This is a genomic window from Streptomyces sp. NPDC086989, from assembly GCF_044745505.1.
Taxonomy (GTDB): Bacteria; Actinomycetota; Actinomycetes; order Streptomycetales; family Streptomycetaceae; genus Streptomyces.
Genome location: NZ_JBIVAL010000004.1, coordinates 151778 through 177656, shown reverse-complemented (window position 1 = coordinate 177656; position 25879 = coordinate 151778). Strand labels below are relative to the sequence as shown.

Annotated in this window: 19 protein-coding genes; 12 read left to right on the top strand and 7 right to left on the bottom strand. The window is 72.0% G+C overall.

Annotation, left to right across the window (positions count from 1 at the left end; translation table 11 throughout):
- Nucleotides 1-43 precede the first annotated feature (43 nt).
- From ACIPK4_RS10470 to ACIPK4_RS10460, 3 genes are all read left to right on the top strand, one after another.
- Entirely contained in the window at nt 44-1972 is a 1929-nt protein-coding gene (locus ACIPK4_RS10470) for a phosphatidylglycerol lysyltransferase domain-containing protein (RefSeq protein ID WP_402310937.1), read from the top strand.
- Nucleotides 1969-2703, top strand: a complete 735-nt coding sequence (locus ACIPK4_RS10465) for a hypothetical protein (protein ID WP_402310935.1) — start codon at nt 1969-1971, stop codon at nt 2701-2703. The genes ACIPK4_RS10470 and ACIPK4_RS10465 overlap by 4 nt, the downstream gene beginning before the upstream one ends.
- Nucleotides 2704-2788: 85 nt before the next feature.
- On the top strand, nt 2789-3961 hold the full coding sequence (locus ACIPK4_RS10460) for a sensor histidine kinase (protein ID WP_402311773.1): 1173 nt from the start codon (nt 2789-2791) through the stop codon (nt 3959-3961).
- Nucleotides 3962-3970: 9 nt separating this feature from the next.
- On the opposite strand, the gene ACIPK4_RS10455 is transcribed toward ACIPK4_RS10460, so the two are convergent.
- The 5 genes from ACIPK4_RS10455 to ACIPK4_RS10435 all read right to left on the bottom strand — a co-directional run bounded on the left by ACIPK4_RS10455 (nt 3971) and on the right by ACIPK4_RS10435 (nt 10724).
- Nucleotides 3971-4858: an endo alpha-1,4 polygalactosaminidase gene (locus ACIPK4_RS10455; RefSeq protein WP_402310933.1), complete on the bottom strand. Its 888-nt coding sequence runs from the start codon at nt 4856-4858 to the stop codon at nt 3971-3973.
- Nucleotides 4855-5502 (bottom strand): spherulation-specific family 4 protein, encoded by a 648-nt coding sequence (locus ACIPK4_RS10450; protein WP_402311771.1) that lies wholly within the window; start codon nt 5500-5502, stop codon nt 4855-4857. The genes ACIPK4_RS10455 and ACIPK4_RS10450 overlap by 4 nt, the downstream gene beginning before the upstream one ends.
- A gap of 31 nt (nt 5503-5533) precedes the next feature.
- Nucleotides 5534-7072 (bottom strand): hypothetical protein, encoded by a 1539-nt coding sequence (locus ACIPK4_RS10445; RefSeq protein ID WP_402310930.1) that lies wholly within the window; start codon nt 7070-7072, stop codon nt 5534-5536.
- Nucleotides 7069-8610 carry a GT4 family glycosyltransferase PelF gene (gene pelF / locus ACIPK4_RS10440; protein WP_402310928.1) on the bottom strand — a complete coding sequence of 514 codons (1542 nt, stop codon included), beginning with the start codon at nt 8608-8610 and terminating at the stop codon, nt 7069-7071. Before pelF ends, ACIPK4_RS10445 begins: the two co-directional genes overlap by 4 nt.
- Before the next feature lie 104 nt (nt 8611-8714).
- Nucleotides 8715-10724: a hypothetical protein gene (locus ACIPK4_RS10435; protein ID WP_402310925.1), complete on the bottom strand. Its 2010-nt coding sequence runs from the start codon at nt 10722-10724 to the stop codon at nt 8715-8717.
- A gap of 364 nt (nt 10725-11088) precedes the next feature.
- Between ACIPK4_RS10435 and ACIPK4_RS10430 the strand changes: the two genes are divergently transcribed.
- The 7 genes from ACIPK4_RS10430 (at nt 11089) to ACIPK4_RS10400 (ending at nt 21977) form a co-directional block, all read left to right on the top strand.
- Nucleotides 11089-12648 carry a leucyl aminopeptidase gene (locus ACIPK4_RS10430; RefSeq protein WP_402310923.1) on the top strand — a complete coding sequence of 520 codons (1560 nt, stop codon included), beginning with the start codon at nt 11089-11091 and terminating at the stop codon, nt 12646-12648.
- Nucleotides 12649-12991: 343 nt separating this feature from the next.
- Nucleotides 12992-14380 carry a dihydrolipoyl dehydrogenase gene (gene lpdA, locus ACIPK4_RS10425; RefSeq protein WP_054225644.1) on the top strand — a complete coding sequence of 463 codons (1389 nt, stop codon included), beginning with the start codon at nt 12992-12994 and terminating at the stop codon, nt 14378-14380.
- Nucleotides 14381-14437: 57 nt separating this feature from the next.
- Nucleotides 14438-16213 (top strand): 2-oxoglutarate dehydrogenase, E2 component, dihydrolipoamide succinyltransferase, encoded by a 1776-nt coding sequence (gene sucB / locus ACIPK4_RS10420; protein WP_402310921.1) that lies wholly within the window; start codon nt 14438-14440, stop codon nt 16211-16213.
- Nucleotides 16214-16328: 115 nt separating this feature from the next.
- The gene (locus tag ACIPK4_RS10415; protein ID WP_402310919.1) at nt 16329-17723 is read left to right on the top strand and encodes a hypothetical protein; all 1395 of its coding nucleotides are present in this window, start codon (nt 16329-16331) and stop codon (nt 17721-17723) included.
- Nucleotides 17724-17809: 86 nt separating this feature from the next.
- Nucleotides 17810-18433 (top strand): GntR family transcriptional regulator, encoded by a 624-nt coding sequence (locus tag ACIPK4_RS10410; RefSeq protein WP_030291700.1) that lies wholly within the window; start codon nt 17810-17812, stop codon nt 18431-18433.
- A 220-nt stretch (nt 18434-18653) separates the two neighbouring features.
- Nucleotides 18654-21338 carry a pyruvate dehydrogenase (acetyl-transferring), homodimeric type gene (gene aceE, locus ACIPK4_RS10405; protein ID WP_402310916.1) on the top strand — a complete coding sequence of 895 codons (2685 nt, stop codon included), beginning with the start codon at nt 18654-18656 and terminating at the stop codon, nt 21336-21338.
- Nucleotides 21339-21458: 120 nt separating this feature from the next.
- Nucleotides 21459-21977, top strand: coding sequence for a DUF4240 domain-containing protein (locus tag ACIPK4_RS10400; protein WP_402310914.1), 519 nt, complete (start codon nt 21459-21461; stop codon nt 21975-21977).
- 50 nt (nt 21978-22027) lie between these two features.
- Here the strand turns inward: ACIPK4_RS10400 and ACIPK4_RS10395 are convergent, their stop codons facing one another.
- Complete coding sequence (locus ACIPK4_RS10395) at nt 22028-22798, bottom strand: SDR family NAD(P)-dependent oxidoreductase (protein ID WP_054225531.1); 771 nt, start codon at nt 22796-22798, stop codon at nt 22028-22030.
- A gap of 87 nt (nt 22799-22885) precedes the next feature.
- On the opposite strand from ACIPK4_RS10395, the gene ACIPK4_RS10390 reads away from it, so the two are divergent.
- On the top strand, nt 22886-23581 hold the full coding sequence (locus ACIPK4_RS10390) for a TetR/AcrR family transcriptional regulator (RefSeq protein WP_376199900.1): 696 nt from the start codon (nt 22886-22888) through the stop codon (nt 23579-23581).
- A 56-nt stretch (nt 23582-23637) separates the two neighbouring features.
- Here the strand turns inward: ACIPK4_RS10390 and glnA are convergent, their stop codons facing one another.
- Entirely contained in the window at nt 23638-25047 is a 1410-nt protein-coding gene (gene glnA / locus ACIPK4_RS10385; RefSeq protein WP_054225532.1) for a type I glutamate--ammonia ligase, read from the bottom strand.
- 184 nt (nt 25048-25231) lie between these two features.
- Between glnA and ACIPK4_RS10380 the strand changes: the two genes are divergently transcribed.
- Complete coding sequence (locus tag ACIPK4_RS10380; protein ID WP_402310911.1) at nt 25232-25699, top strand: RDD family protein; 468 nt, start codon at nt 25232-25234, stop codon at nt 25697-25699.
- Nucleotides 25700-25879 lie beyond the last annotated feature (180 nt).

The window sequence follows — 25879 nt, the reverse complement described above, 5'->3', positions numbered from 1 at the left end:
CCGGGCCACCCATGGACGGCGACGCCCCATATCATCGCGTTTCATGGGAGAGGCCCGCTTGACCAGCGCAGACACCGACCGGACCGCCGCACAGGCAGCACAGGCACAGGCCGCCAAGGCGGCCCGGGGATCCGGCAAGGACACGAACAGCAGGAAAGACGACAGGAAAGACGACAAGAAGGACGAAGGGGGCGGCCGGGAGACCGGCCGGGGGTCCGCCCGGTCACGGCGCAGCGCCGCGTTCGCGGTCTGGTACCTGCGTGCCGTCACCTTCGTCAACTTCCTGAGCGCGGTGTGGCTTTCGCTCGGGCAGGACCTGCGGCGGCACAACACCGCCGATTTCTACACCCCGTACCTGCTCACGGCCGGCTTCGCGTCCGGTCTGTTCTCGCTGTTGCTCGCCGTCACCATGGGCCGCCGCAAGCGCGCCGCGTGGATCCTGAACCTCGTGCTCAGCGGCATGCTGCTGCTGGCCTTCGCCACCGCCGCCTTCGCCCCGTGCACCAGCGGTGACTTCAACCTCTGCTACCCGGAGTTCCGGGACCACACCCAGAACTGGGTCTCCCTCGCGCTGACCGCGGGCTTCGTCGGCGCCCTGCTGCTGGGCCGCCGCGAGTTCTACGCCAAGGGCGACCGCTCCAACCCCAAGCTGGCCACCGCCGTCGGCGCCGTCGGCCTGCTGGTCACCTCGCTCCTCGCCGCGCTGATCGTCGGCGCCGCCAACACCGACCCGGACGCCGCCGACGCCACGTTCCTGGCCCGCTGGCGGTACGGCGTGATGCGGCTGATCACCCTGGAGCCCAACGCCCGCGACTACGCGTCGATCACCACGCCGGGCTGGGTCGACATCGTGATCAACGTCATGTCGACGCTGCTCCTGATCGCCGTGCTGCTCGCCGCCTTCCGCTCGCGCCGCGCCGTCGACCCGCTCACCGCGGAGGACGAGGAGAGGCTGCGCGCGCTGCTCGCCCGGCAGGGCGACCGCGACTCCCTCGGCTACTTCGCGCTGCGCCGCGAGAAGTCCGTCATCTGGTCCCCGACCGGCAAGGCGGCCGTCACGTACCGCGTCGTCGGCGGTGTCTCGCTGGCCTCCGGCGACCCGATCGGCGACCCCGAGGCCTGGCCCGGCGCCATCGAGCCGTGGCTGGCCGAGGCCCGCGAGCACGGCTGGGTGCCGGCCGTGATGGGCGCCAGCGAGGAAGCCGGCCAGATCTACGCGCGGCACGGACTGGACGCACTGGAGCTGGGCGACGAAGCCATCGTCGAGACCGACGAGTTCACGCTGGAGGGCCGCGCCATGCGGACCGTCCGGCAGGCCTACAACCGCGTCAAGCGCGCCGGGTACACGGTGCGCATCCGCCGCCACGCCGACATCCCCTCCGACGAGATGGACGTGCTCCTCACCCGCGCCGACGACTGGCGCGACGGGGCGACCGAGCGCGGCTTCTCCATGGCGCTGGGCCGACTGGGCGACCCCGGCGACGGCCAGTGCGTGATGCTGGAGTGCACCGACGGCAACGGTGACCTGCGCGCCGTGCTGTCCTTCGTCCCGTGGGGCCCCAAGGGCCTGTCGCTGGACCTGATGCGCCGCGACCGCGATTCCGAGAACGGTCTGATGGAGTTCATGGTCATCGAACTCCTGGAACGCTCCAAGGAGATCGGCGTCACACAGGTCTCGCTGAACTTCGCGATGTTCCGTTCCGTCTTCGAGCGGGGGTCCAAGCTCGGCGCGGGTCCGGTGCTGCGCATGTGGCGCTCGCTGCTGAGCTTCTTCTCCCGCTGGTGGCAGATCGAGTCCCTCTACCGGGCCAACGCCAAATACCGGCCGATCTGGGAGCCGCGGTTCATGCTCTTCGAGAAGAGCTCCGACCTCCTGCGGATCGGTATCGCGGCGGGCCGGGCCGAGGGCTTCCTGGAGGCACCCGGGCTGCCGAAGTGGCTGAACCGCAAACATCTGGAGACCAATCGTTGACGGCTTGGACGACCACCCCCCTGCGGCGGTTCGCCCGCCGCGAGTGGGGGCCCCTGTTCTGGACCGTCCGGGACGCCCTGGTCCGCGACAAGTGGCGGGCGGCCCCGATGACCCTGGGGGCCGTCTGCCTGACCTCGGTCTTCCAGATCGTCCAGAACACGTCCTGGGGGTTCCAGCCGGTCCAGAACCTCGGATCGGTCAAGGCCGTCGATCCGCTGTGGCTGGCCCTGCTGCGCACCCCGCTGTCCCTGTTCGTCCCCGCCCTCGACCTGCCCGTGTGGGGGGCGCTCGCCCAGATCCTGCTGGTCTTCGGGATCTCGGAGATCTGCATCGGCTGGTGGCGCACGCTGGTCATCGGCTACGTCGCCACCCTCGCCGGGACCACGTACGCGCGGGTCGGGCTCTCGCTGGGCCCGGACCACCCCTTCGGCCTGCCGCTGTCCGACCGGGTCGTCAACGACACCGGCCCGTCGGCGGCGGTGGTCGGCCTCGCGATCTACGTGTGCTGGCGGTACCGGGCGTACCTGACCGGCGCCGTCGTCATCGCAGTGATGATCGGCGAGGTGCTGGTCAAGGACAACCTGGCGGGCAAGGAGCACCTGGCGGCCATCGCCGCCGTCATGGCGGTGTGCGTGGTCCGCGCGAAGTGGGGGCCGGAACGTTCCCGCGCCCCCCTCGGCCGGCGCCCGCCCCCGGCGGCCCCGCTGCCGCCGCAGCGGCCCGGGTCCTGACGGGCCCGCCCTGCCGTCCGGAGGCAGGCCGTACCGTATCGGGGTGACGACAGACCTCGGGCCGTTCGCCCCCACCCGGCACTGGATGCGGGCCCACCCGCTCGCCACCGATGCCGTCCTCGCGCTCGGGGCGCTCGTCTCCATGGTCGTCGGCTCCTTCGCGGATCCGCACGGCCCGCACGGGCCCACCTTCGGGACCCGGACCCCAGAGCCGTTCTCGCTGCTGCTGATGGTGCTGGGCGCGGCCGCGCTGGTGTTCCGGCGGCGGCGCACCCGCACGGTGCTCGCCGTGACCATCGGGCTGTGCCTGCTGGAGCTGGCCACCGGCGAGCCGCGGGCCCCCGTCGCCATGTCCACGGTGATCGCCCTGTACACGCTGGCCTCCCGCACGGACCGGCCCACCACGTGGCGGATCGCCCTGCTGACGATGGCGGGACTGACCGGCGTGGCCATGCTGGCCGGCCCGCTGCCCTGGTACGCGCAGGAGAACATCGGCATCTTCGCCTGGACCGGGATGGCCGCGGCCGCCGGTGACGCGGTGCGCAGCCGGCGGGCGTTCGTCGACGCCATACGGGAGCGGGCCGAACGGGCCGAGCGGACCCGCGAGGAGGAGGCCCGGCGGCGGGTCGCCGAGGAGCGGCTGCGGATCGCCCGGGACCTGCACGACGTGGTGGCCCACCACATCGCCCTGGTCAACGTCCAGGCGGGAGTGGCCGCGCACGTCATGGACAAGCGGCCCGACCAGGCCAAGGAGGCCCTGGCCCACGTACGGGACGCGAGCCGCTCGGCGCTGAACGAGCTGCGGGCGACGGTCGGGCTGCTGCGGCAGTCCGGCGATCCGGAGGCGCCGACCGAGCCGGCCCCGGGGCTGGCCGTCCTGGACGAGCTGGTGGACACCTTCCGGCACGCAGGGCTGCCGGTGAAGGTGATGGTCGAGCTGGGCCGTGACCGGGACCCGCTGCCGGCGGCCGTGGACCTGGCGGCGTACCGGGTGATCCAGGAGGCCCTGACCAATGTCCGCAAGCACGCGGGGCCCGAGGTCCGGGCCGAGGTCAGCGTGGTCCGGTTCGGCACGTCGGTGGAGGTGACGGTGCTGGACGACGGCGGCGCCGCCGGGGCCCCCGAGGACGACGGCGCGGGTGGCGGCCACGGGCTGCTCGGCATGCGGGAGCGGGCCACGGCGCTGGGCGGCTCCTGCTTCGCGGGGCCCCGGTTCGGCGGCGGCTACCGGGTACACGCGGTCCTCCCCGTCGCTTAGCGCCCGCGGCTAGCCCCCGTTCCCGTTCCCGTTCTCGTTCTCGTTCTCGTTCTTGGGCGGGCAGAACTGCCGCCAGGCGTCCAGGTCGTATTTCTTCTGCAGGGAGCTGAACCGCAGTTCCTGCGAGCGCGGACACCACTGACCGATCCGGCCCTCGTACTCCACGTGGAAGACGGCCTTGCCCGCGGCGACGAACGGAGCGAGCCGCTCGCACTCGTCGTACTCGAAACACTGCTCGTTGACCGCGAAGTCGAAGTCCCCCACCAGCTGCGGGATCTGGTCGAGGTCGTTCTTGAGCCCGACCGCGAGCCCCCGGTCGTGCGCCAGCTTCGCGATCAGCCGGTTGTACCTGAGCTGGTCGTCGGCGGTGAGCGGGAAGCCGGTCTCGTTGCGGTAGCCGTCCATGTTGTCCGGTTCCACCGCGTCGAAGCCCTTGTCGCGGCACATGTCGAACCGTTTCGCCATCAGCGGCTCCAGTTCGGTCAACCCCCGGACGTCCAGCCAGCGTTCGCCCTCCCAGCCGTTGCCCTTGCCGAGCAGCGCCTTCGGGAAGGCGCCGGCGTCGGGGCGGAACTCCTCCCAGGCTCCGGTGGACAGGTAGCAGACGGTCCGCCGGCCGGCCTGCCTCAGCCCGGCTACCTGCTCCTTGGTGGTGTTGAACCCGTCGACGTCGTACACCGCCGCCTTCACGGAGGTGTCGAGCCTCCCGGTGAGCTGCCACTGCCAGCTGACCCCCGGTTTCGGCTGCCAGCGCTGCCCCGGCGCCGGGGCGGGCGCCGGGGCGGGCGCCAGGTCGTCCGGCTCGTCCGGCCGCTCGGTGGTGCAGGCGGCCAGCAGGAGCAGCAGGACCAGCGGCAGGGCGCGGCGGCCACGGCCGCGTCCGGGCGTGCGCGTCATCCGGCGGCCTCCAGGGCGTAGGGGAGGGTCCCCCACGGGTGCGCGCCGGTCCCGGGGACCGCGCAGTGCACCGCGGCCCCCCGCCGCAGGGCCAGCTCGGCGGCGGGCGCGCCCGGCGGGACGGCGTACACGAGGTGGCAGAACCGCTGGGCGGGGTGGTCGGCCGTCCAGGGCGGCACCGCCGCCTCCCGGTAGGCGTCCCAGGGGCCCTCGAAGGTGACCAGCAGGTCGGCGAGTGCGGCGTAGTCGGGGTGCGGGTGGACCCCGTGGTTGAGGACGAGGGTACGGGCGCCCGCGGCCCGAGCGGCCACGGCGAGCCGCCCGTAGTGCGACAGCAGGGCCGGATCGGCGGAGGCCTGGTCGAGGAAGGCCCCGTCGGCGCCGTACCAGTCGCGGTGGCGCAACAGGTCCTGCACCACGGCGGAGTGGGGGCGCCGGCCGTAGTCGGTGTCGGTGTAGCCGAGGACGGGCACCCCGGCGTCGCGCAGCCGCTGGGCGACGGCGGCGAACCGTTCGTCGGGTGCCTCGCCCGGCCCGCTGGCGGGGTTGAGGACCACGGAGTGCAGTCGTCCGGCCGAGCGGATCAGCCGCTCCCAGTCCTCGGGACGGTCGGCGGGATGCTCGTAGAGGGGCACCAGCAGCATGGGGGCCTTCTTCTCGTACGGGGTCACGGGATCAGCGGTGGGCCGTCGCACGGCCGAGCAGGAGGCACACCAGCGTGCCCAGCGCCGCCGCGGCCGCAGCGGCCACGACCAGCTGGACCAGCCGCGGCTGCCCCAGCCCCAGCAGCAGCGCCAGGCTCTGGGCCACGGCCGCCGTGGCGCAGACGGCCGCGGCCGGCCGGACCGCCCCGAAGGACTGGAGCAGCAGCCCGGTCCACATGACGGCGCCGAGCAGCAGCAGGGTCGCGGCCCGCACCCCGGTCAGTCCGGGGGCTCCCGGCCAGAGCAGGGTGCCGGCGACCCCGAGGAGCAGCAGCACCGCCAGGTACGCGGCGAGGCAGCGGCCCAGCGTGCCGAGCATCCGCAGCCAGAACTGGCGGGTTGAGCGGGCCGCCCGCAGCCCGGCGAGGCTTCCGCTGCGGAACCGGTGGAGGAGCCATTCGGCGGGCCCCATGCTGAGGGTGAGCGCCACCGCCGACGGGGCGGCGACGGCCTCGGCGGGTCCCCCGGCGAGCACCTCCCCGAGGGCGGCGTACAGCACGAGCAGGCCGGTGCCGAGGCCGAACACCCCGTAGGGCACGGAGTCCCCGATCCGGGGTCCGCGCGGGCCGTACTCCTCCTCGGCGCCCCGCAGCATCCGCCAGCGCACCGGGCCCTCCCCCGGGCCGTATCCGGACCAGCCCCGGATCCGGCGCACGCCGGCGCGTACGCCCCGGGCCAGCGGCAGTTCCCGTACGGCGAGGATGCAGGCGGCCAGCAGGGACACCAGCAGCAGGCCCACCCGTACCGGCAGGGGCGGGTCGGTGAACAGCGCGAGGAGGGACCCCGCGGCCATCGGGGCGAGCGCGGCAAGCAGCACCCGCTCCCGGCCGAGGACCAGCAGCACGGTGGCGGCGCCCACGTACAGGGCCTGGCCGGCGGCGAACGCGTACGAGAAGGGCGGCCCGCCGGGCACGGACAGCGCGGCGGCGGTGCCGAGCAGGGCGCCGACGGGGGCGCCGGCCAGCAGGGTCCGTCCGGCGGCGGCCCGGTCGCCCAACCCCAGCCAGGAGTAGGCGCGGTGGGACAGGGTCTGGTCCCACACCCAGCCGATGAGCGCCCCCGCGAGCAGGGTCAGCGTTCCGGCGGGCAGGCCCAGGCGGTCCTTGGGGCCCTCCAGCAGGGGGGCGCCCAGGACGTAGGCGAGGCCGGGCAGCGCGAAGATCACCCCGCGCAGCAGGCAGGCGGTGAGGGAGACCTTCCAGGGGTCGGGGACGTGCTCCGGTTCCGGGAAGGAGCGGGGCACGCGGGCGTAGAGCTCCTCGGCGAGACCGAAGGAGTCGTGGCGTCCGTAGGCCAGCCGGATGTGCTCGTCGGTCAGCCCGTCGGATTCGAGGATGGCGGCGATCTCGTCGGGGTGGACGGCCGCCGCGATGAACGGGCCCAGGCGTTCGGCGAGTTCGTCCAGCGGGTCGCCGGCGGGGCCGGGGTCCCCCGGCCCGGTGCGCCGGGGCCGGGGGATGGCGGGCAGGGTGTCGCCGCCGGGGACGCGCAGCCAGAGGGATCCGCTCACCACAGGCTCCCGTCGGCGGCGAGTTCGCGGTACCAGGGGTCGGCGAGCCGCTGCGTCCATTCGTCGCCCGCGCGGACGGGCAGGACGGGCTGGCCGGCGAGTTCCCGGTAGATGTGGCGGAAGCCGTCCACGGACTGGTGGAGGGTGAACTTCTCGACGACCCGCCGGCGGGAGAGCCGGCCCAGCTCGGCGCGGCGTTCGTCGTCGCGGAGCAGGGCGAGTGTGGCGCGGGCCATGGTCTCCGGTTCGCGCGGCGGGACGACGAGCCCGGCGTCGCCGACGGCCTCGCGCACCCCGCCGACGTCGGTGGAGACGGTGGTGCGGCCGCACGACATGGCCTCGATGATGCTGAAGGGGAAGCCCTCGCTGATGCTGGAGAGCATGACGACGCTGCCCGCCGCGTAGGCCCGGGCGACGTCCGTGATGCGGCCCTCGTACGAGATCCCGTCGGTCACGCCGAGTTCGGCGGCGAGCTTCTCCAGGCGGAGCCGGTACTCCTCGCAGCCGGCCGGGACCGGGCCGAAAAGCCGCAGCCGCAGCGCGGGCAGCTCCTCGCGCATGAACGCGTAGGCCCTGATCAGGGTTTCCAGGTCCTTGATCGGGTCGATGCGCCCGCACCAGCTGAGGGTGGGCACGTCGGGTTCGGGTCCGGCCTCGGGGAAGGCGTACGGGTCGACGCCGTTGTAGACCGTACGGATCCGGTCGGGGGCGGCGCCGCCGCGCTCCTCCCAGCGGCGGTTGTACTGGTTGCACGGGGTGATGAGGTCGGCCTGCCGGTAGCCCTCGGTGTTGAGCTCCCGGTAGAAGCCGAGCAGCAGGGCCTTGACCGGCCAGCGCTGCTGCGCGGTGCGGTAGCCGAGGTAGCGCTCGCGCAGGTAGATGCCGTGCTCGGTGAGGAGGAAGGGCACCTGGTCGAGGTACTTGGCGGCGAGGGCCGGGAGGGTGGCGAGGCCGCTGCTGACGGAGTGCGCGACGCTGTCGGGCGGGATCCGCACCGCGAGCGGCCGCAGCGCGTGCTCGATCAGGTCCGTGGCGGTGAGCGCGTCGTGGATGGTGGGCTCGGCGGCGGCGGTGGAGCAGCCGGGGCGCGTCCACACGTCCATCAGCAGGCGCAGGACCGTCTCGGAGCGCAGGGCCGGGGCGAGGCGGCCGGCCCGGGCCAGGACGGCGAGTTCGCGCAGGGCTTCGGAGAAACCGTCGCGGCCGGGGGTGGCCCCGGCGGCGTTCGCAGGCGGGTCCAGGAGCGAGAGCAGTAAGGTTTCGTAGGCTTCGGTGAACCGGCGGTGCGCCTTGCCCCGCAGGGCCGGGCGGCGGCCGCGGCCCGGCGTCGCCCCCCAGAGCGGGACGGCGGTGTGCCGGTAGACGTTGCGGGGCAGCTCCCAGGTGACCGGTTCACGGCCGGAGCCGGTCAGGGCTATGACGTTGAAGTCGACCTCCGGCATCCCCCGTACGAGCTGGTCGCACCAGGTGCTGACTCCCCCGTGGACGTGCGGGTAGGTGCCTTCGGTGAGCATGGTGACATGACGCCCATGGCTCATGCGCTGTGTCCCCCCAGGACGGAAAAGGGGCCGGCGCCCGTGGGTGTGCGGAGCGCCGGCGCTAGGTGGTACGAGGTGGTACTGGCGTCGGAGTGACGCGGCGGTCAGCTGGGCAGCTTGAGCGTGACCGCGCTCTGGAGCGCCTCGGGCGAGGTCCACGCCGAACGGTTGCCGGCGTAGGCGGTGCCGAAGTCGGCGGTGCCCAGCAGGAGCTGCTTCCTGGTGCCGTTCGGCGCGGTCACCGGGGCGAGGATGCCGGAGGGCGCCTTGACGGTGACGTCCTTGCCGATGCGGTAGGCGGTGACCTGGCCGGCGGCCAGGGCCTTGTCCCAGGCGGCCCGGCGGCTGAGCTCGACCCCGGTGTCCTTCATGCTCTGGTTCACGATCGGGGCGCTGGGCGCGTAGAGCGCCCGGTAGGTGTCGAGGACCTGGTTGAGCACCGGGTAGAGCGTGCGGTCCTCGGCGAGGTTGGACTGGTGGACGTAGTGCGGACGCGGGTCGTTCGCCAGGACGTGGCGCAGGGCGGTCCGCGCCTCGGCCGGGACGATGTAGTCCAGGTAGCCGGTGGCGGTGCTGAGCGGGGCCGGCAGACAGGTGGAGGTCGCCGGGTTGTCCTCGCAGGTGCCGCTGCCGCCCTGGGCGCGGCTCGTGTAGATCCAGTTGTACTCGTCGGCCATCTCCGCGTAGGTGCCCGTGTTGTAGTACACGTTCATCGGGTAGCGGGGGACGGTCAGGGCGGCGCCGACGGCGCGCTGGGCGGGCTCGCGCGAGTTGTCGCTGCCGGCCCACTTGACCCCGTTGTCGGCGAGGGCGCCCGCCAGGTTCGGGTTGTCGACGGGCTGCTCCGGGAGGGTCTTGAGGCCGGAGTGCTCGCCGGTGACGAGCTCGGTGCGGTCGGTGGTGATGCCCTTCGCGGCGGCCCAGTTGTTGTTGTCGCGGATCTGGGCGGAGATCTCGGCCCGGCTCATCCAGTTGACGGCGCCCTGGGCGTTCTTGGTGCAGGTCCACGGGACGGTGGTGGTGTCCTGGACGCAGCCGAGGAAGGGGTGGGTGTAGGTGTGGTTCATCCAGCGGTATTTGGCCCGGTCCGCGATGAGCTGTGCGGTGAGCGCGTCGGTGCCGCCGTTCTCGGCCTTCCACTCCTCGCCGGCGCCGGCGTTGAAGAGAAGGTCGAGTTTGAAGTTCTTGCTCGTCTGCCACTGCGCCGCGTACTGGGCGTCGGCGGCCGTCATGCGGATGGTGCTCTCCTTGCCCTCGCCGCCCGCACAGGCGTAGTCGCCCGGCGTGCAGTTGAGGTCCTTGCTCCACCGGGCGTCGGGGGCGAAGACGTCGTCGACGTGGACGGCGAAGTACTGGCGCTCCTGGCCGAGGTGGACCCCCTGGGTGAGCCAGTCGACGATGCCGCGGGCGAGCAGCCGGAACTGCTGCTGGTACTGGTTGTAGCCGAAGGTGACGACCAGTTCGCTGCGGCCGTCGTGCGCGTACTCGCCGACGAGCGAGGCCCGTCCGCCGGAGACGGGCGCGTCGAGGTAGCTGGTGTAGCCGGCCCGCGGCTTGCCCATGAACCCGTAGCTCTCGGGAACCAGGGCGGAGTTGTCCTCGAAGGTGACCTGGCCGGCCAGGTAGTTGAACGGGCCGGCCTTTCCGGCGGTGGTGACGGCGGCCTGCGTGCCGTCGAGCTGCCCGCTGTAGCCGCCGTTGTCGGTGTATTCGAGGCCCACGCCCGGGTGGGCCCAGGTGTAGGCGTCGACCTGGCGGATGCCGTAGGTCGTCTCGTACGCGCTGAGCGCGGCCATCTCGGCCGACCCCTCGCCGAACGGGTTCTCGTTCGGCAGCACGACGCCCTGGTACTTGGCGCGCGGACGGCCGTCGACCGTGTCGGCGAGGAACCCGGCGTTGATCACCGGGCGGCCGGAGCCGCCCAGGTCGACCCGGGTGTAGGGCACCCCGGTGTCCCGGAGCTGGGCGGTGATCGCCTCGACCGAGCTGCCGCCGTCGTCGACGACGAGCACCTTCAGGTCGATGCGCGGTGTCACGGCCGCCTGGGCGGTCGCGGCGGGCATTGCCACGGACATCAGCGCAGCCACGGCCATTGCGGCGGCAGCCCTGTTCATCCGGTTCCTGTTGACCATTTCGGCCTTTCCCCCCGCAGGCATCACTCGACTACGGCCCTGTGGCGGTCGGCCGGGCCGAGGAGGCTCTGTGGAAATCATGCAAAGGGACCCCGCGTCCCCTTGCGAGAGTGGACCGAGTCTCTCGGACCTCGTCAGGTCGGAAGGGCAAACCTGGAACAGAAGCCACAGATGGGTGAACCTGTCGGCGTCTTGATCGAACACCTTGCCAAACCTTCGAGTGGCGTACGGACGAGCCGCTACGCGTAGGCTCATTTCTGGCGGCCGTCGGGCCGGAATACGATCGCTACGGATGGCCGTCCACCCACTCGGCCCACAACACAAACGGAAGCGAGACTTCACCACCGTGACTGCTCTGACTCTCAGCACTGCCGGCGCGGCGACGCTGCGCGCCGACGCCCTCGTGGTCGGCGTGGCGAAGGGCCCGAAGGGCCCGGTCGTCGCCGCAGGCGCCGAGGCCGTGGACAAGGCGTACGACGGAAAGCTCGCCGCCGTGCTCGACGCACTCGGCGCCTCGGGCGCCGAAGGCGAGACCACCAAGCTGCCGGCCCCGGACGGCCTGAAGGTCCCGGTCGTGCTGGCGGTCGGACTCGGCTCCGTCCCGGAGAAGGACGAGTCGTACGACGAGGAGGCCCTGCGGCGCGCCGCCGGCGCCGCCGCCCGTGCCCTGCACGGCTCCAAGAAGGCCGCCTTCGCCCTCCCCCTGGACGACGCCTCCGCCGTCACGGCCGTCGCCGAGGGCGCGCTGCTGGGCGCGTACGCCTTCACCGCCTACCAGGGCGGCGAGAAGAAGGCGTCCGGCAATGGCGGCACCTCCCGGACGAAGTCCGGGGGAAGCGGCCCGAAGCAGCCGCTCGCCGAGGTGGTCCTGCTCGGCGCCAAGCCGCGCGACAAGGACCACAAGGCGGCCGCCGAGCGCGCGACCGTCGTGGCCACCGAGGTCAACGTCGCCCGCGACCTGATCAACACCCCGCCGAACGACCTCACCCCCGAGTCCTTCGCCGCGGTCGCCTCCGCGACCGCCAAGGAGAACGGCGTCAAGGTCCAGATCCTCGACGAGAAGGCGCTGGTCAAGGGCGGCTACGGCGGCATCATGGGCGTCGGCAAGGGCTCCGAGAACCCGCCGCGCCTGGTGAAGCTCTCCTACACCCACGCCAAGGCGGAGAAGACCCTCGCGTTCGTCGGCAAGGGCATCACCTACGACTCGGGCGGCATCTCCCTCAAGCCGGCCGGCCACAACGAGACGATGAAGTGCGACATGGCCGGCGCCGCCGCCGTGTTCGCCGCCGTCATCGCCGCCGCCAAGCTGGGCCTCCAGGTCAACGTCACCGGCTGGCTGGCGCTCGCCGAGAACATGCCCTCCGGCTCCGCCACCAAGCCCGGCGACGTGCTGCGCATGTACAGCGGCAAGACCGTCGAGGTCCTGAACACGGACGCCGAGGGCCGCCTGGTCCTGGGCGACGCGCTGACCAAGGCCTCCGAGGAGAACCCCGACGCCATCGTCGACGTCGCCACCCTGACCGGCGCCATGGTGCTGGCCCTGGGCGACCGCACCTTCGGCATCATGGCCAACGACGACGCCTTCCGCACGGCGATCCACGAGATCGCCGAGGAGGTCGGCGAGGCCTCCTGGCCGATGCCGCTCCCCGAGGACCTGCGCAAGACCATGGACTCCCCCACCGCCGACATCGCCAACATGGGTGTCCGGATGGGCGGCGGTCTGGTGGCCGGCCTCTTCCTCCAGGAGTTCGTGGGCGAGGGCATCACCTGGGCCCACCTCGACATCGCGGGCCCGGCCTTCCACGAGGGCGCCCCGTACGGCTACACCCCCAAGGGCGGCACCGGCTCGGCCGTGCGCACCCTGGTGCGGCTGGCGGAGCGCACGGCCACCGGCGACCTGGGCTGACCCGTCTCGCCCACGGCACCTACCACGTGCCAGGCGGGCCGCCTGACACGTGATGTGTGACGCGTGACGCACCCCGGGGCCTCGAAGATCAGTCGATCGAGGCCCCGGGTTCGTTCACCCACAACGAAATCCGTAGGTTTCTACGCTTCGGTAACCCCTGCTTCGGGCAGATCGACCTGCCGCAGTCCGGGCCCGGCGTCCCGCGTTCCCCCGACAAATGCGAAGATGGGTTCTCGGCAGGACAGGGCCCCCACCACAGGGCCGAAGAAACAAGCGGCCGATTACCAGCCGCCGCCCGGTCACAGAGGACCGGTGCCCGGCGCACATGCATGGAGGACGTGACGTGGCGAACGACGCCAGCACCGTTTTCGACCTAGTGATCCTCGGCGGTGGCAGTGGCGGTTACGCCGCGGCTCTGCGCGCATCCCAGCTGGGTCTGGACGTTGCCCTGATCGAGAAGAACAAGCTCGGCGGCACCTGCCTGCACAACGGCTGCATCCCCACGAAGGCCCTGCTCCACGCGGGCGAGATCGCGGACCAGGCGCGCGAAGCCGCCCAGTTCGGCGTGAAGGCCACCTTCGAGGGCATCGACATCGCGGGTGTGCAGAAGTACAAGGACGAGGTCATCTCGGGCCTGTACAAGGGCCTGCAGGGCCTGGTCGCCTCCCGCAAGGTGACGTACATCGAGGGTGAGGGCCGCCTTTCCTCGCCGACCTCCGTCGACGTGAACGGCCAGCGCATCCAGGGCCGCCACGTCCTGCTGGCGACCGGCTCCGTGCCGAAGTCGCTGCCGGGCCTGCAGATCGACGGCAACCGCATCATCTCCTCGGACCACGCGCTGGTCCTGGACCGCGTCCCCGAGTCGGCGATCGTCCTGGGCGGCGGCGTCATCGGCGTCGAGTTCGCCTCGGCGTGGAAGTCCTTCGGCTCCGACATCACCGTGATCGAGGGCCTCAAGCACCTCGTCCCGGTCGAGGACGAGAACAGCTCGAAGCTGCTGGAGCGCGCGTTCCGCAAGCGCGGCATCAAGTTCAACCTCGGCACCTTCTTCGACAAGGCCGAGTACACCGAGACCGGCGTGCGCGTCACGCTGGCCGACGGCAAGACCTTCGAGGCCGAGGTGCTGCTGGTCGCCGTCGGCCGCGGCCCGGTCTCGCAGGGCCTCGGCTACGAGGAGCAGGGCGTCGCGATGGACCGCGGCTACGTCCTGGTCGACGAGTACATGCAGACGAACGTGCCGACGATCTCGGCCGTCGGCGACCTCGTCCCGACCCTGCAGCTCGCGCACGTCGGCTTCGCGGAGGGCATCCTCGTCGCGGAGCGCCTGGCCGGTCTGAAGACCGTCCCGATCGACTACGACGGCGTTCCGCGCGTGACGTACTGCCACCCCGAGGTCGCCTCCGTCGGCATCACCGAGGCCAAGGCCAAGGAGATCTACGGCGCGGACAAGGTCGTGGCCCTGAAGTACAACCTGGCGGGCAACGGCAAGAGCAAGATCCTTAAGACCGCGGGCGAGATCAAGCTCGTCCAGGTCAAGGACGGTGCCGTGGTCGGCGTCCACATGGTCGGTGACCGGATGGGCGAGCAGGTCGGCGAGGCCCAGCTGATCTACAACTGGGAGGCTCTGCCGGCCGAGGTCGCGCAGCTCATCCACGCGCACCCGACCCAGAACGAAGCGCTCGGCGAGGCCCACCTGGCCCTGGCCGGCAAGCCGCTTCACTCCCACGACTGATCCACGGTCACGGGCGCGACGACCACTTCCGCACTTTCGTAAGGAGCAACTGAAACCATGTCGGTTTCCGTAACCCTTCCGGCGCTCGGCGAGAGCGTCACCGAGGGAACTGTCACCCGCTGGCTGAAGGCCGAGGGCGAGCGCGTCGAGGCCGACGAGCCGCTGCTCGAGGTCTCGACCGACAAGGTCGACACCGAGATCCCCTCGCCGGTCTCCGGCGTCCTGGCCTCCATCAAGGTCGCCGAGGACGAGACCGTCGAGGTCGGCGCCGAGCTGGCCGTCATCGACGACGGCTCCGGCGCCCCGGCCCCCGCCGAGGCCGAGACGGTCGTCGCCGAGGTTCCGGCCGCGCCGCAGGTCCCGGCTGCCGAGGCCCCGCAGGCCGCCCCGTCCACCGAGGTCCCGGCCGGTGCCGAGGCCCCGGCGCCGACCGCTGACGCGGCCGTCGGCGGCAGCTCGGCCGAGGGCACCGACGTCGTTCTCCCCGCCCTGGGCGAGAGCGTCACCGAGGGCACCGTCACCCGCTGGCTGAAGCAGGTCGGCGAGTCCGTCGAGGCCGACGAGCCGCTGCTCGAGGTCTCCACGGACAAGGTCGACACCGAGATCCCCGCGCCGGTCTCCGGCACGCTGCTGGAGATCCGGATCAACGAGGACGAGACCGCCGAGGTCGGCGCCGTCCTGGCCGTCATCGGTGCCGCCGGCGCCGCTCCGGCCGCCCCGGCTCCCGCCGCCCCGGCTCCGGCCGCGGCTGCCCCGGCCGCTGCCGCCCCGGCTCCGGCTGCCGCTCCGGCTCCGGCCGCCGCCCCGGCTCCGGCCGCTCCGGCTCCGGCTCCGGCCGCCCCGGTCGCCGCCCCGGCCCCCGCGGCCGCTCCGGCTCCGGTCGCCGCCCCGGCCTCCGCCGGTGACGAGGGCGCGTACGTGACCCCGCTGGTGCGCAAGCTCGCCTCGGAGTCCGGCGTCAACCTGGCCTCGGTCTCGGGCACCGGCGTCGGTGGCCGTATCCGCAAGCAGGACGTCCTGGCCGCCGCCGAGGCCGCCAAGGCCGCCGCTGCCGCCCCGGCTCCGGCCGCCGCCCCGGCCGCCAAGGCCCCGGCTGCCGCCGCGGTCTCGGAGCTGCGCGGTCAGACCGTCAAGATGACCCGCATGCGCAAGGTCATCGGCGACAACATGATGAAGGCGCTGCACTCGCAGGCTCAGCTCAGCTCCGTGGTCGAGGTGGACATCACCAAGATCATGAAGCTGCGCGAGCAGGCCAAGGCGTCCTTCCTGGCCCGTGAGGGCGTCAAGCTCTCGCCGATGCCGTTCTTCGTCAAGGCCGCCGCCCAGGCGCTGAAGGCCCACGCGGTCGTCAACGCCCGGATCAACGACGACGAGGGCACCATCACCTACTTCGACTCGGAGAACATCGGCATCGCCGTGGACTCCGAGAAGGGCCTGATGACCCCGGTCATCAAGGGTGCCGGTGACCTCAACCTGGCGGGCATCTCCAAGGCGACCGCCGACCTGGCCTCCAAGGTCCGCGGCAACAAGATCACGCCGGACGAGCTGTCGGGTGCGACCTTCACCATCAGCAACACCGGTTCGCGCGGTGCGCTGTTCGACACCGTCATCGTGCCCCCGAACCAGGTCGCCATCCTGGGCATCGGTGCCACGGTCAAGCGCCCGATGGTCATCGAGACCCCCGAGGGCACCGTCATCGGCGTGCGCGACATGACGTACCTGACCCTGTCCTACGACCACCGCCTGGTGGACGGCGCGGACGCGGCCCGGTACCTGTCGGCCGTCAAGGCGATCCTCGAGGCGGGCGAGTTCGAGGTCGAGCTCGGCCTGTAAGGCTCACGCCGCACCGGCAGACACTCGTACGGCGCCCCCGCCCGGAACCACTTCGGGCGGGGGCGCCGTCGTCATACCCTGGTGGGTCCATGTGTGACATCTCGGGGGGCGTCGTATGGCACGGGCACGGGTGACGGATCTCGTCGTGGTACTGCCGGGCATCATGGGCAGCCGGCTGGCGGACGCCGACGGCGGGGCGGTCTGGGACCTGTCGGGCGCGGACCTGTTACGCGGCCTGCGGGACTTCGGCCGGTCCCTGAGCGCGCTGCGCCTGCCGAAGGACATCGGTGACGGGGATCCGGGCGACGGGGTGGTGCCCGTGGGCCTGATGCCCGACCTGCACGCCCTGCCCGGCGTCTGGCGCCCGGTCGACGGCTACACGGACCTGCTGCGCTGGCTGGAGCGCCATTTCACCCTGTCCGTTTCGGACAACCTCCTCACCTTCCCGTACGACTGGCGGCTGTCCTGCCGGTACAACGCGGAGCGGCTCAAGGGCCGGATCGACCTGGAGCTGGAGCGCTGGCGGGCCTCGGCCCCCGAGCGGCGCGGGGCCCGGGTGGTCTTCCTGTGCCATGCGCTGGGCGGGCTGGTGGCCCGGCACTACGTGGAGCGCCTCGGCGGCCACGAGATCACCCGCCGGCTGATCACGCTGGGCACCCCGCACCAGGGCTGCCTGGAGGCCCTGGCCGCCCTGGTCGACGGGGGTGACCCCGTGGGCCTGGGCCCGGATCTCAGCCGGTTCGCCCGCAGCCTGCCCTCCCTGCACCAGCTGGCCCCCGACTACGCGTGCATGGCCGGCCCGGACGGCCCGGTTCGCGCCCGCGACCTGCCGGGGCTGCCCGGCGTGGACGCCGCCCTGCTGGCGGACGCCGCCCGCTTCCACGCGGACCTGCGCAGCGGCCCGTCGCGGGCCGAGCTCCTGGTGATCGCCGGGGCCGGGCAGCCCACGGCGACGGCGGCGGCCTGCGACGGGGACCGCCTGACCCTTCTGCGGGAGGCCGACGGCGACGGCGCGGTCCCCCGCGAGGTGGCCCTCCCGGCGCGGGCTCACGGCGACGGCGAGGGCGAACGCGAAGCGGGCGCCGGGTCCGTGGCCCGGCCCGCGGCCGAACGGTTCACCGAGCCCTTCGCCGAGCCCGTCGCCGTGTACGAGCAGCACGGCTCGCTCCAGAACAACCGGGCCGTACGGGTCGCCCTGCAAGGCCTCATGGGCCACGGGCGGGACCGGACCGGGGGACCCGCGGACCCGGCGGCCCGGCTGGGCGTGCGGGCGCCCGCCGTGCTGGCCGCGGGGGCCCCGTATGAGGTCACGGTCACGGCACCCGGCGAGGGGCTGCGCCTGATGGCGCAGCTGCGCCCGGCCGACGGCGGCCGGGCGAGCGCCCGCCCGCTGCGGGGCCTGGGCGGCGGCCGCTACAGCGTCTCGTTCGCGCCGCCGCGGCCGGGTCCGTACCGCCTGACGGTGGGCCCGGTCACGGCTCTTGTAACCAGCCTCACCCAACGGCCCTGACCAGGAAGGCATCCCGGCGGGCTACTGCGCCGTATTGTCTACGCATCGAAGCGATGCGTGCCGTCACAGGAGATGAAGCCCGGATGATCACCCCACCCGTCGTGCACTCGCTGCGCGAGCAGATCCGCGAGCACATCGTGGAGGGGATCGTCAGCGGGCGCTGGAAGCCCGGTGAGCGGATCGTGGAGCGCCGGATCGCCGTCGAACTGGAGGTCAGCCAGACGCCGGTGCGCGAGGCGCTGCGGGAGCTGGAGACGCTGCGGCTGATCGAGTCGGCGCCGAACAAGGGCGTGCGCGTACGCAACCTGTCGGCGGCCGACCTGGAGGAGATCTACCCGGTCCGGGCGGGCCTGGAGCAGATCGCGGCCGAGCTGGCCGCGCCCCGGCTGGCGGCGGACTGCTCGGCGCTGGAGCCGCACGTGGCGGCGCTGTGGGAGGCGGACCGCACGGAGGACGGGACCGCGCAGGTGCGGCACACCGTCGGGTTCCACCGGGAGCTGGTGCGGGCGGCCGGGAACAGCGTGCTGCTGCACACCTGGGAGAGCCTGGGCATCGAGGTCTTCACGGCGCTGTCCATCCGCTGGCTGGGAACCGTCCAGAAGTCGTACGCGGAGGAGCACGCGGCCCTCGTGGAGGCGTTCCGCAATCAGGATCCGGACATCGGCGTGCTGGTCAAGCGGCATGTCCTGGGGTGCGCCCCGCGCGCCTGACGGGGTCGTTCTGCCCTGTTTTGCCCGGCACCGGGTGCCTATTTTCATGGCACCCGGTGCCGACTTTCGCCCGCTGGACATTTCTTCGCCACATTCGTTTGATCGATCATCGATCAGCGATTTACAGTCGACGACGGACCCCACCCGGGTCCACCGACCCTGTCCTGCCCGTCAGGGATTTTTCACCACCTCTCCTTTGTCCGGAAGGCGGCGCACACCGATGTCCGACCCCGTAGGAAAGCTTCCGAGCGAGCTCGACCAGCTCCCGGACCGCGACACGGAGGAGACCGCCGAATGGGCGGCCTCCCTCGACGCCGTCGCCAAGGCCGCCGGTACGCGCCGCGCCGAATACCTGCTCCGCCGCACCCTCCAGCACGCCGAGGCCGCCGGCCTGGCCCTGCCGAAGCTGCTGGAGACGGACTACGTCAACACCATCCCCACCGCCGCGGAACCCGAGTTCCCCGGTGACGAGGAGATGGAAGCCAAGATCACCGCCTGGAACCGCTGGAACGCGGCCGCCATGGTGACGCGGGGCTCCAAGTACGGCGTCGGCGGCCACATCGCCACCTTCGCCTCGGCGGCCTGGCTCTACGAGACCGGCTTCCAGCACTTCTTCCGCGGGAAGGAGGCCGACGGATCGGGCGACCAGCTCTACATCCAGGGCCACGCCTCCCCCGGCATCTACGCCCGCGCCTTCCTCGACGGGCGCATCTCCGAGCAGCAGCTCGACAACTTCCGCCAGGAGTCCGGCGGCAACGGCCTGCCGTCCTACCCGCACCCGCGACGCCTGCCGTGGCTGTGGGAGTTCCCGACGGTCTCCATGGGCCTCGGCCCGCTCTCCGCGATCTACCAGGCGCGCTTCAACCGCTACCTGCAGAACCGGAACATCAAGGACACCTCCAACTCGCACGTCTGGGCCTTCCTCGGCGACGGCGAGATGGACGAGCCCGAGTCGACCGCCGCCCTGGCCCTGGCCTCCCGCGAGCAGCTCGACAACCTGACCTTCGTCATCAACTGCAACCTGCAGCGCCTCGACGGTCCGGTCCGCGCCAACTTCCGCGTGGTCCAGGAGCTGGAGGCCCAGTTCCGCGGCGCCGGCTGGAACGTCATCAAGACCCTGTGGGGCTCCGCCTGGGACGAGCTCTTCCAGCTCGACACCACGGGCGCCCTGGTCCGCCGCATCCGCGAGGTGCCGGACGCGCAGTTCCAGACGTACGCGACCCGCGACGTGGCCTACATCCGCCAGCACTTCTTCGGTGCCAGCGCCGAGCTCGTACAGCTGGCCGGCGTGCTCTCCGACGCGAAGATCGCCGAGTGCTTCCACTCCTCGCGCGGCGGCCACGAGCCCCGCAAGGTCTACGCCGCGTACAAGGCCGCCCTGGCGCACAAGGGCGCGCCGACGGTCATCCTGGCGCAGACCGTCAAGGGCCACACGCTGGGTGCCGGGTTCGAGTCGAAGAACGCGAACCACCAGATGAAGAAGCTGACGATCGACGAGTTCAAGGACATGCGTGACCTCCTTGGCCTCCCGATCCCGGACAGCGCCTTCGCCGACGGCAAGGTCCCGTACGGCCACCCCGGCGCGAACAGCCCCGAGGTGCAGTACCTGCACGAGCGCCGGGCGGCCCTCGGTGGGCCCGCCCCGGCCCGCAAGGTCCACCACGTGGCCCTGCCGGCTCCGGCCGAGCGCTCCTTCGCCCCGCTGCTCAAGGGCTCCGGCAAGCAGGAGATGGCCACCACCATGGCCTTCGTCCGCCTGGTCAAGGACCTGATGCGGGACAAGGAGACCGGCAAGCGCTGGGTTCCGATCGTCCCCGACGAGGCCCGCACCTTCGGTATGGAGTCCCTGTTCCCGTCGGCCGGCATCTACTCGCCGCTGGGTCAGACGTACGAGCCGGTCGACCGCGACCAGCTCATGTACTACAAGGAAGCCAAGGACGGCCAGATCCTCAACGAGGGGATCACCGAGGCCGGCGCCATGGCCGACTTCATCGCCGCCTGCACGTCGTACGCGACGCACGGCGAGCCGATGATCCCCTTCTACATCTTCTACTCGATGTTCGGCTGGCAGCGCACCGCCGACCAGATGTGGCAGCTCGCCGACCAGCTCGGCAAGGGCTTCATCGTCGGCGCCACCGCCGGCCGCACCACGCTGACCGGTGAGGGTCTCCAGCACGCCGACGGCCACTCGCACCTGATCGCGTCCACGAACCCGGCGTCGCTCAACTACGACCCCGCGTTCGCGTACGAGATCGCGGTGATCGTCAAGGACGGTCTGCGCCGGATGTACGGCGAGAAGCCGGAAGACGTCTTCTACTACCTGACCGTCTACAACGAGCCGAAGCCGCAGCCGGCGATGCCCGAGGGCGTCGAAGAGGGCATCCTGCGCGGTCTCTACCGCTTCAACACGGCGGCGGACCTGGCGGAGGCGGCCCCCGCCGCGGACGCCCCGAAGATCCAGCTGATGGCCTCGGGTACGGCGATCCACTGGGCCCTGGAGGCGCAGCGGCTGCTCGCCGCCGACTGGAACGTGGCCGCCGACGTGTGGTCCGCCACCTCCTGGGGCGAGCTGCGCCGCGACGCGCTGGAGTGCGACGAGGCGCTGCTGCGCGGCGAGATGCGCACCCCGTACGTCACGCGCGCGCTGGAGGGCGTCACGAGCCCGGTCCTCGCGGTGTCCGACTGGATGCGTCAGGTCCCGGACCAGATCAGCCAGTGGGTGGAGCAGGACTGGACCTCGCTCGGCACGGACGGCTTCGGCCTGTCCGACACCCGCGAGGGCGCCCGCCGCCACTTCGGCGTCGACGCGCAGTCGATCGTGGTGGCCGCGCTGGCCCAGCTCGCCCGCCGCGGCGAGGTGCCGGCGTCCGCCATCAAGGAGGCGCGCGAGCGCTACGGCCTGTAGCCGGCAGGCACAGGCACGGCAGGCCGAAGGCCGGTGTCCGACCCGTGGGGGGTCGGACACCGGCCTTTGGCCGTATGCGCGGTGGCGGCGAGGGGGCGCACCCGTGATGCTGGAGCGGTGATGGACGAGACGGAGTTCTGGGAGATCGTCGACCGTACCCGCGAGGCCGCCGAGGGCGACCCCGAGGAGCATGCCGAGCTGCTCGTGGAGCGGCTGGTCCAGCTCGACCCGGACTCCGTACTGGACTTCGCCCGGCACTTCGAGTCCCGGTACAACCGGGCGTACACCTGGGACCTGTGGGGCGCGGCCTGGGTGCTGCTCGACGGGGCGAGCGACGACGCGTTCGACTACTTCCGGTGCTGGCTGATCGGCCAGGGCCGGGAGGTCTTCGAGGGCGGGGTCCACGAACCGGACGCCCTCGCGGAGCTCCTGGAGGAGTTCGACGAGGAGATCGACGGGGACGGCGAGGAGTTGGGGTACGCGGCCGACGAGGCGTACGAGCAGCTGACCGGGGCGGTGGCGCCCGATCTGGGGATCCCGCTGCAGGCCGCCGAGCCGGAGGGCACTCCGCTGGACTTCGAGAACGAAGCCGTGCTCGCGGAGCGCTTCCCCCGGCTGTGGGACCGCTTCAGGGGCTGAGCAGGCGGCGGGGGCCGGCTGGTCGGCTAGTCGGCTAGTCGGCTAGTCGGCTAGTAGTGCGTACCGCCGTCGATGCGGATCTCGGTGCCGGTGATGAAGGCGCCGTCCTCGGAGCCCAGCATGGCGACGACGCCGGCGACGGTCTGCGGGCCGGCGAAGCCCTGGCCGATGGCCGGGGCCAGCTTGGCGAACAGGCTCCAGTCGGTGTCCTCGGGCAGGCCGGGGCCGTTGCCGGTGGTCATGCCGCTCTCGATGGAGCCGGGCGCGACGGCGACGAAGCGCAGGCCCTGCTTGCTGTACTCGGCGGCCAGGGCGTGGGTCATGGACTGGATGCCGCCCTTGCTGGCCGCGTAGGCGGACATGTAGGGGTGCGCGAAGGACGCCGAGGTGGAGCTGAAGTTCACGACGACCGGCTGGTCGCCTTCCAGCAGCGCCGGGAGCGACTCGCGGATCACCAGGAAGGTGCCCGTGAGGTTGACGGCGATGACCTTGTTCCAGAAGTCGAGCGTGGTCTGGTGGGTGTGCGCGGAGCGCAGGATGCCGGCCGCGTTGACCAGGACGTCGAGCCCGCCGAGGGACTCGACGGCGGCGGCGACACCGCTGCGTACGGCCGCCTCGTCGGATATGTCGAGGACGGCGGTGGTGAGCCGGCCGGCGTGCCCGTCGGCGGCGGCCCGGTCGGCGGTCGCCTTCAGGCCGGCCTCGTTGACGTCCACGGTGTGGACGCGGCCGCCCTCGGCGAGGATGCGGTGGACGGTGGCCTGGCCGATGCCGGAGCCGCCGCCGGTGATGAGGACGCGACGTCCTTCGTAACGGTTCATGGGGCCGAGCGTATCGAGCGGGCGACACGTTTTGCCAGAGTGTCAAAGCATGTAATCCATCTCATTTCCGGGAGGTAGGCTTCACCCGTGAGATCCCCGCGTCCGTACTCTCCCCTGGCAGGCCCCGGAGCCCAGTCGCTGACCGAGCGCCGCAAGGCCGCCACCCAGCTGGACATCGCCCGCGCGGCCTGCGCCCTGTTCGCCGAACACGGCCCCGACGGCACCACCGCCGAGGACATCGCGCACCGCGCCGGAGTGGCGCTGCGCACGTTCTACCGGTACTTCCGCAACAAGCAGGAGGCCGTCGCCCCGCTGCTCGCCGGAGGCGGCGACGCCTGGCGCGCCCTGCTCGCCGAGGAGGACCCCGGCACCCCGCTCGACGAGGCCCTGGAACGCGCGGTGACCCGCTCGCTCAGCGACTCCCGCACGGTCGAGGAGGGCCTGGAGGTCACCCGCGGCCTGCTCCGCGCGGCCCAGGCCGACGAGGCGCTGCGCGCGGTCTGGTACCGGGTGAACCAGGACTCCGAGGAACGCCTGGTCCCGGTGATCGCCCGGCTGGCCGGCGAGGACGCCGACCCCCTGGGCGTGCGCCTCCTGGCGGCGGCCGCCACGGACGCCATCCGCATCTCCCTGGAGCTCTGGTCGACCACGGACGCCCCGGTCGCGGGCCCCGGCTCCCCCGCGGAACTCGCGGTCCGCTGCCTGCGCGACCTGACGGGCGCAATGCCCCTGCTCCACCGGCCCGGGGGAACGGCTGCGGCACCGGCGGCCCCTGGCGCCTGAACGCGAACGGCCCCGCCGCTCTCCGGAGAGAGTGGCGGGGCCGCTGCATGTGCTTCTTAGATGTCGAAGTACATCTCGAACTCGTGCGGGTGCGGGCGCAGGGCGATCGGGGCGATCTCGTGCGTGCGCTTGTAGTCGATCCAGGTCTCGATCAGGTCCGGGGTGAAGACACCGCCGGCCAGGAGGTACTCGTGGTCCTCCTCCAGGGCCTTGAGGACGGCGTCCAGGCTGGTCGGGACCTGCGGGACGCTCGCGTGCTCGTCGGGCGAGAGCTCGTAGAGGTCCTTGTCGATCGGCTCCATCGGCTCGATCTTGTTCTTCACGCCGTCGAGGCCGGCCAGCAGCAGGGCCGAGAACGCCAGGTACGGGTTCGAGGACGGGTCCGGGGCGCGGAACTCGACGCGCTTGGCCTTCGGGTTCGAGCCCGTGATCGGGATGCGCATGGCGGCGGAGCGGTTGCGCTGCGAGTACACCATGTTGACCGGCGCCTCGAAGCCCGGGACCAGGCGGTGGTACGAGTTCACCGTCGGGTTGGTGAAGGCCAGCAGCGACGGGGCGTGCTTGAGGATGCCGCCGATGTAGTAGCGGGCGGTGTCCGACAGGCCCGCGTAGCCGGCCTCGTCGTAGAACAGCGGCTCGCCGTTCGCCCAGAGCGACTGGTGCACGTGCATGCCCGAGCCGTTGTCACCGAAGATCGGCTTCGGCATGAAGGTCGCGGTCTTGCCGTTGCGCCAGGCGACGTTCTTCACGATGTACTTGAAGAGCATCAGGTCGTCGGCCGCGGCCAGCAGCGTGTTGAACTTGTAGTTGATCTCGGCCTGGCCGCCGGTGCCGACCTCGTGGTGCTGGCGCTCGACCTGGAGGCCCTGGGCGTCCAGTTCGAGGGAGATCTCGGCGCGCAGGTCGGCGAAGTGGTCGACCGGGGCGACCGGGAAGTAACCGCCCTTGTAGCGGACCTTGTAGCCGCGGTTGTTCTCCTCGGAACCGGTGTTCCAGGCGCCGGCCTCGGAGTCGATGTGGTAGAAGCCCTCGTTCGCGGAGGTCGCGAAGCGCACGCTGTCGAACACGTAGAACTCGGCCTCGGGGCCGAAGAACGCGGTGTCGGCGATGCCGGTGGAGGCGAGGTACGCCTCGGCCTTCTTCGCGATGTTGCGCGGGTCGCGGCTGTAGGCCTCACCCGTGATCGGGTCGTGGATGAAGAAGTTGATGTTGAGCGTCTTGTCCTTGCGGAACGGGTCCAGGCGCGCGGTGGTGATGTCGGCGCGCAGCGCCATGTCGGACTCGTGGATCGCCTGGAAGCCGCGGATCGAAGATCCGTCGAAGGCGAGCTCCTCCGCCGGGTCGAATGCCCGAGCCGGGATGGTGAAGTGCTGCATCACACCAGGCAGGTCGCAGAAGCGGACGTCGACGAACTTGACGTCGTTCTCCTCGATGTACTGCTTCACTTCGTCGGCGTTCTGGAACATCCAACTCCTCCTACTCCCGACCCCGGGGCAGGGCGGGCTTTATAGCTCGTGGTGCGTCAGTGCGGTGCCGCACGCTGACCCGACCATAAGCAGGCGGGATTTCTCAAGCATGACCCATTTGTTTCGCTCAAGTTAACCAGGGTCCCGCGGGAAGGCCGTGGAGCCGCACAGGTACCGTGGTCGGGTGGACAACAGGCAAGCACTCGGATCCTGGCTCTCCGGCCCCCGCGCGGCCGCCGAGGACATGGGCGTCGACTTCGGCTACCCGGGTCAGCGGCTCGGCCTGCCCCGGCAGGGGCCCGGCTCCGCGGCCCGCTTCGGCCGCCGTCTCGGCGGGGTCGCCGTCGACTGGGTCGGCTGCCAGCTGATCGCATACGGGCTGATCACCGGCGGCAACCCGACCGCCACGGGCAACTGGACGCTCGCGCTCTTCGTGCTGCTGAGCATCCTCACCGTCGGCACGGTGGGGTTCACGCCCGGGAAGCGGCTCGTGGGCCTGCGGGTCGTCGCGGAGGGCGGCGGCCGCCTCGGCTTCGGCCGGGTCGTGCTGCGCACGGTGCTGCTCGCCCTCGTCATCCCGGCGCTGGTCTGGGACCGCGACGGGCGCGGCCTGCACGACCGTCTCGCCCGCGCCGTCCAGGTCCGCATCTGAGACCTCGCACGACAGAACACCGCAGCGCGACAGAACGCCGCAGCGGGACAGAACATCGCAGCGGGACAGAACATCGCAGAAGGGGCGCCCCCGGCCGGGCGGGGGGGGGGGGGCCGGGGGGGGGGGGCCCCGGGCGGGGGGGGGGGGGGGGGGGGGGGGGGGGGGGGGGGGGGGCCGGGG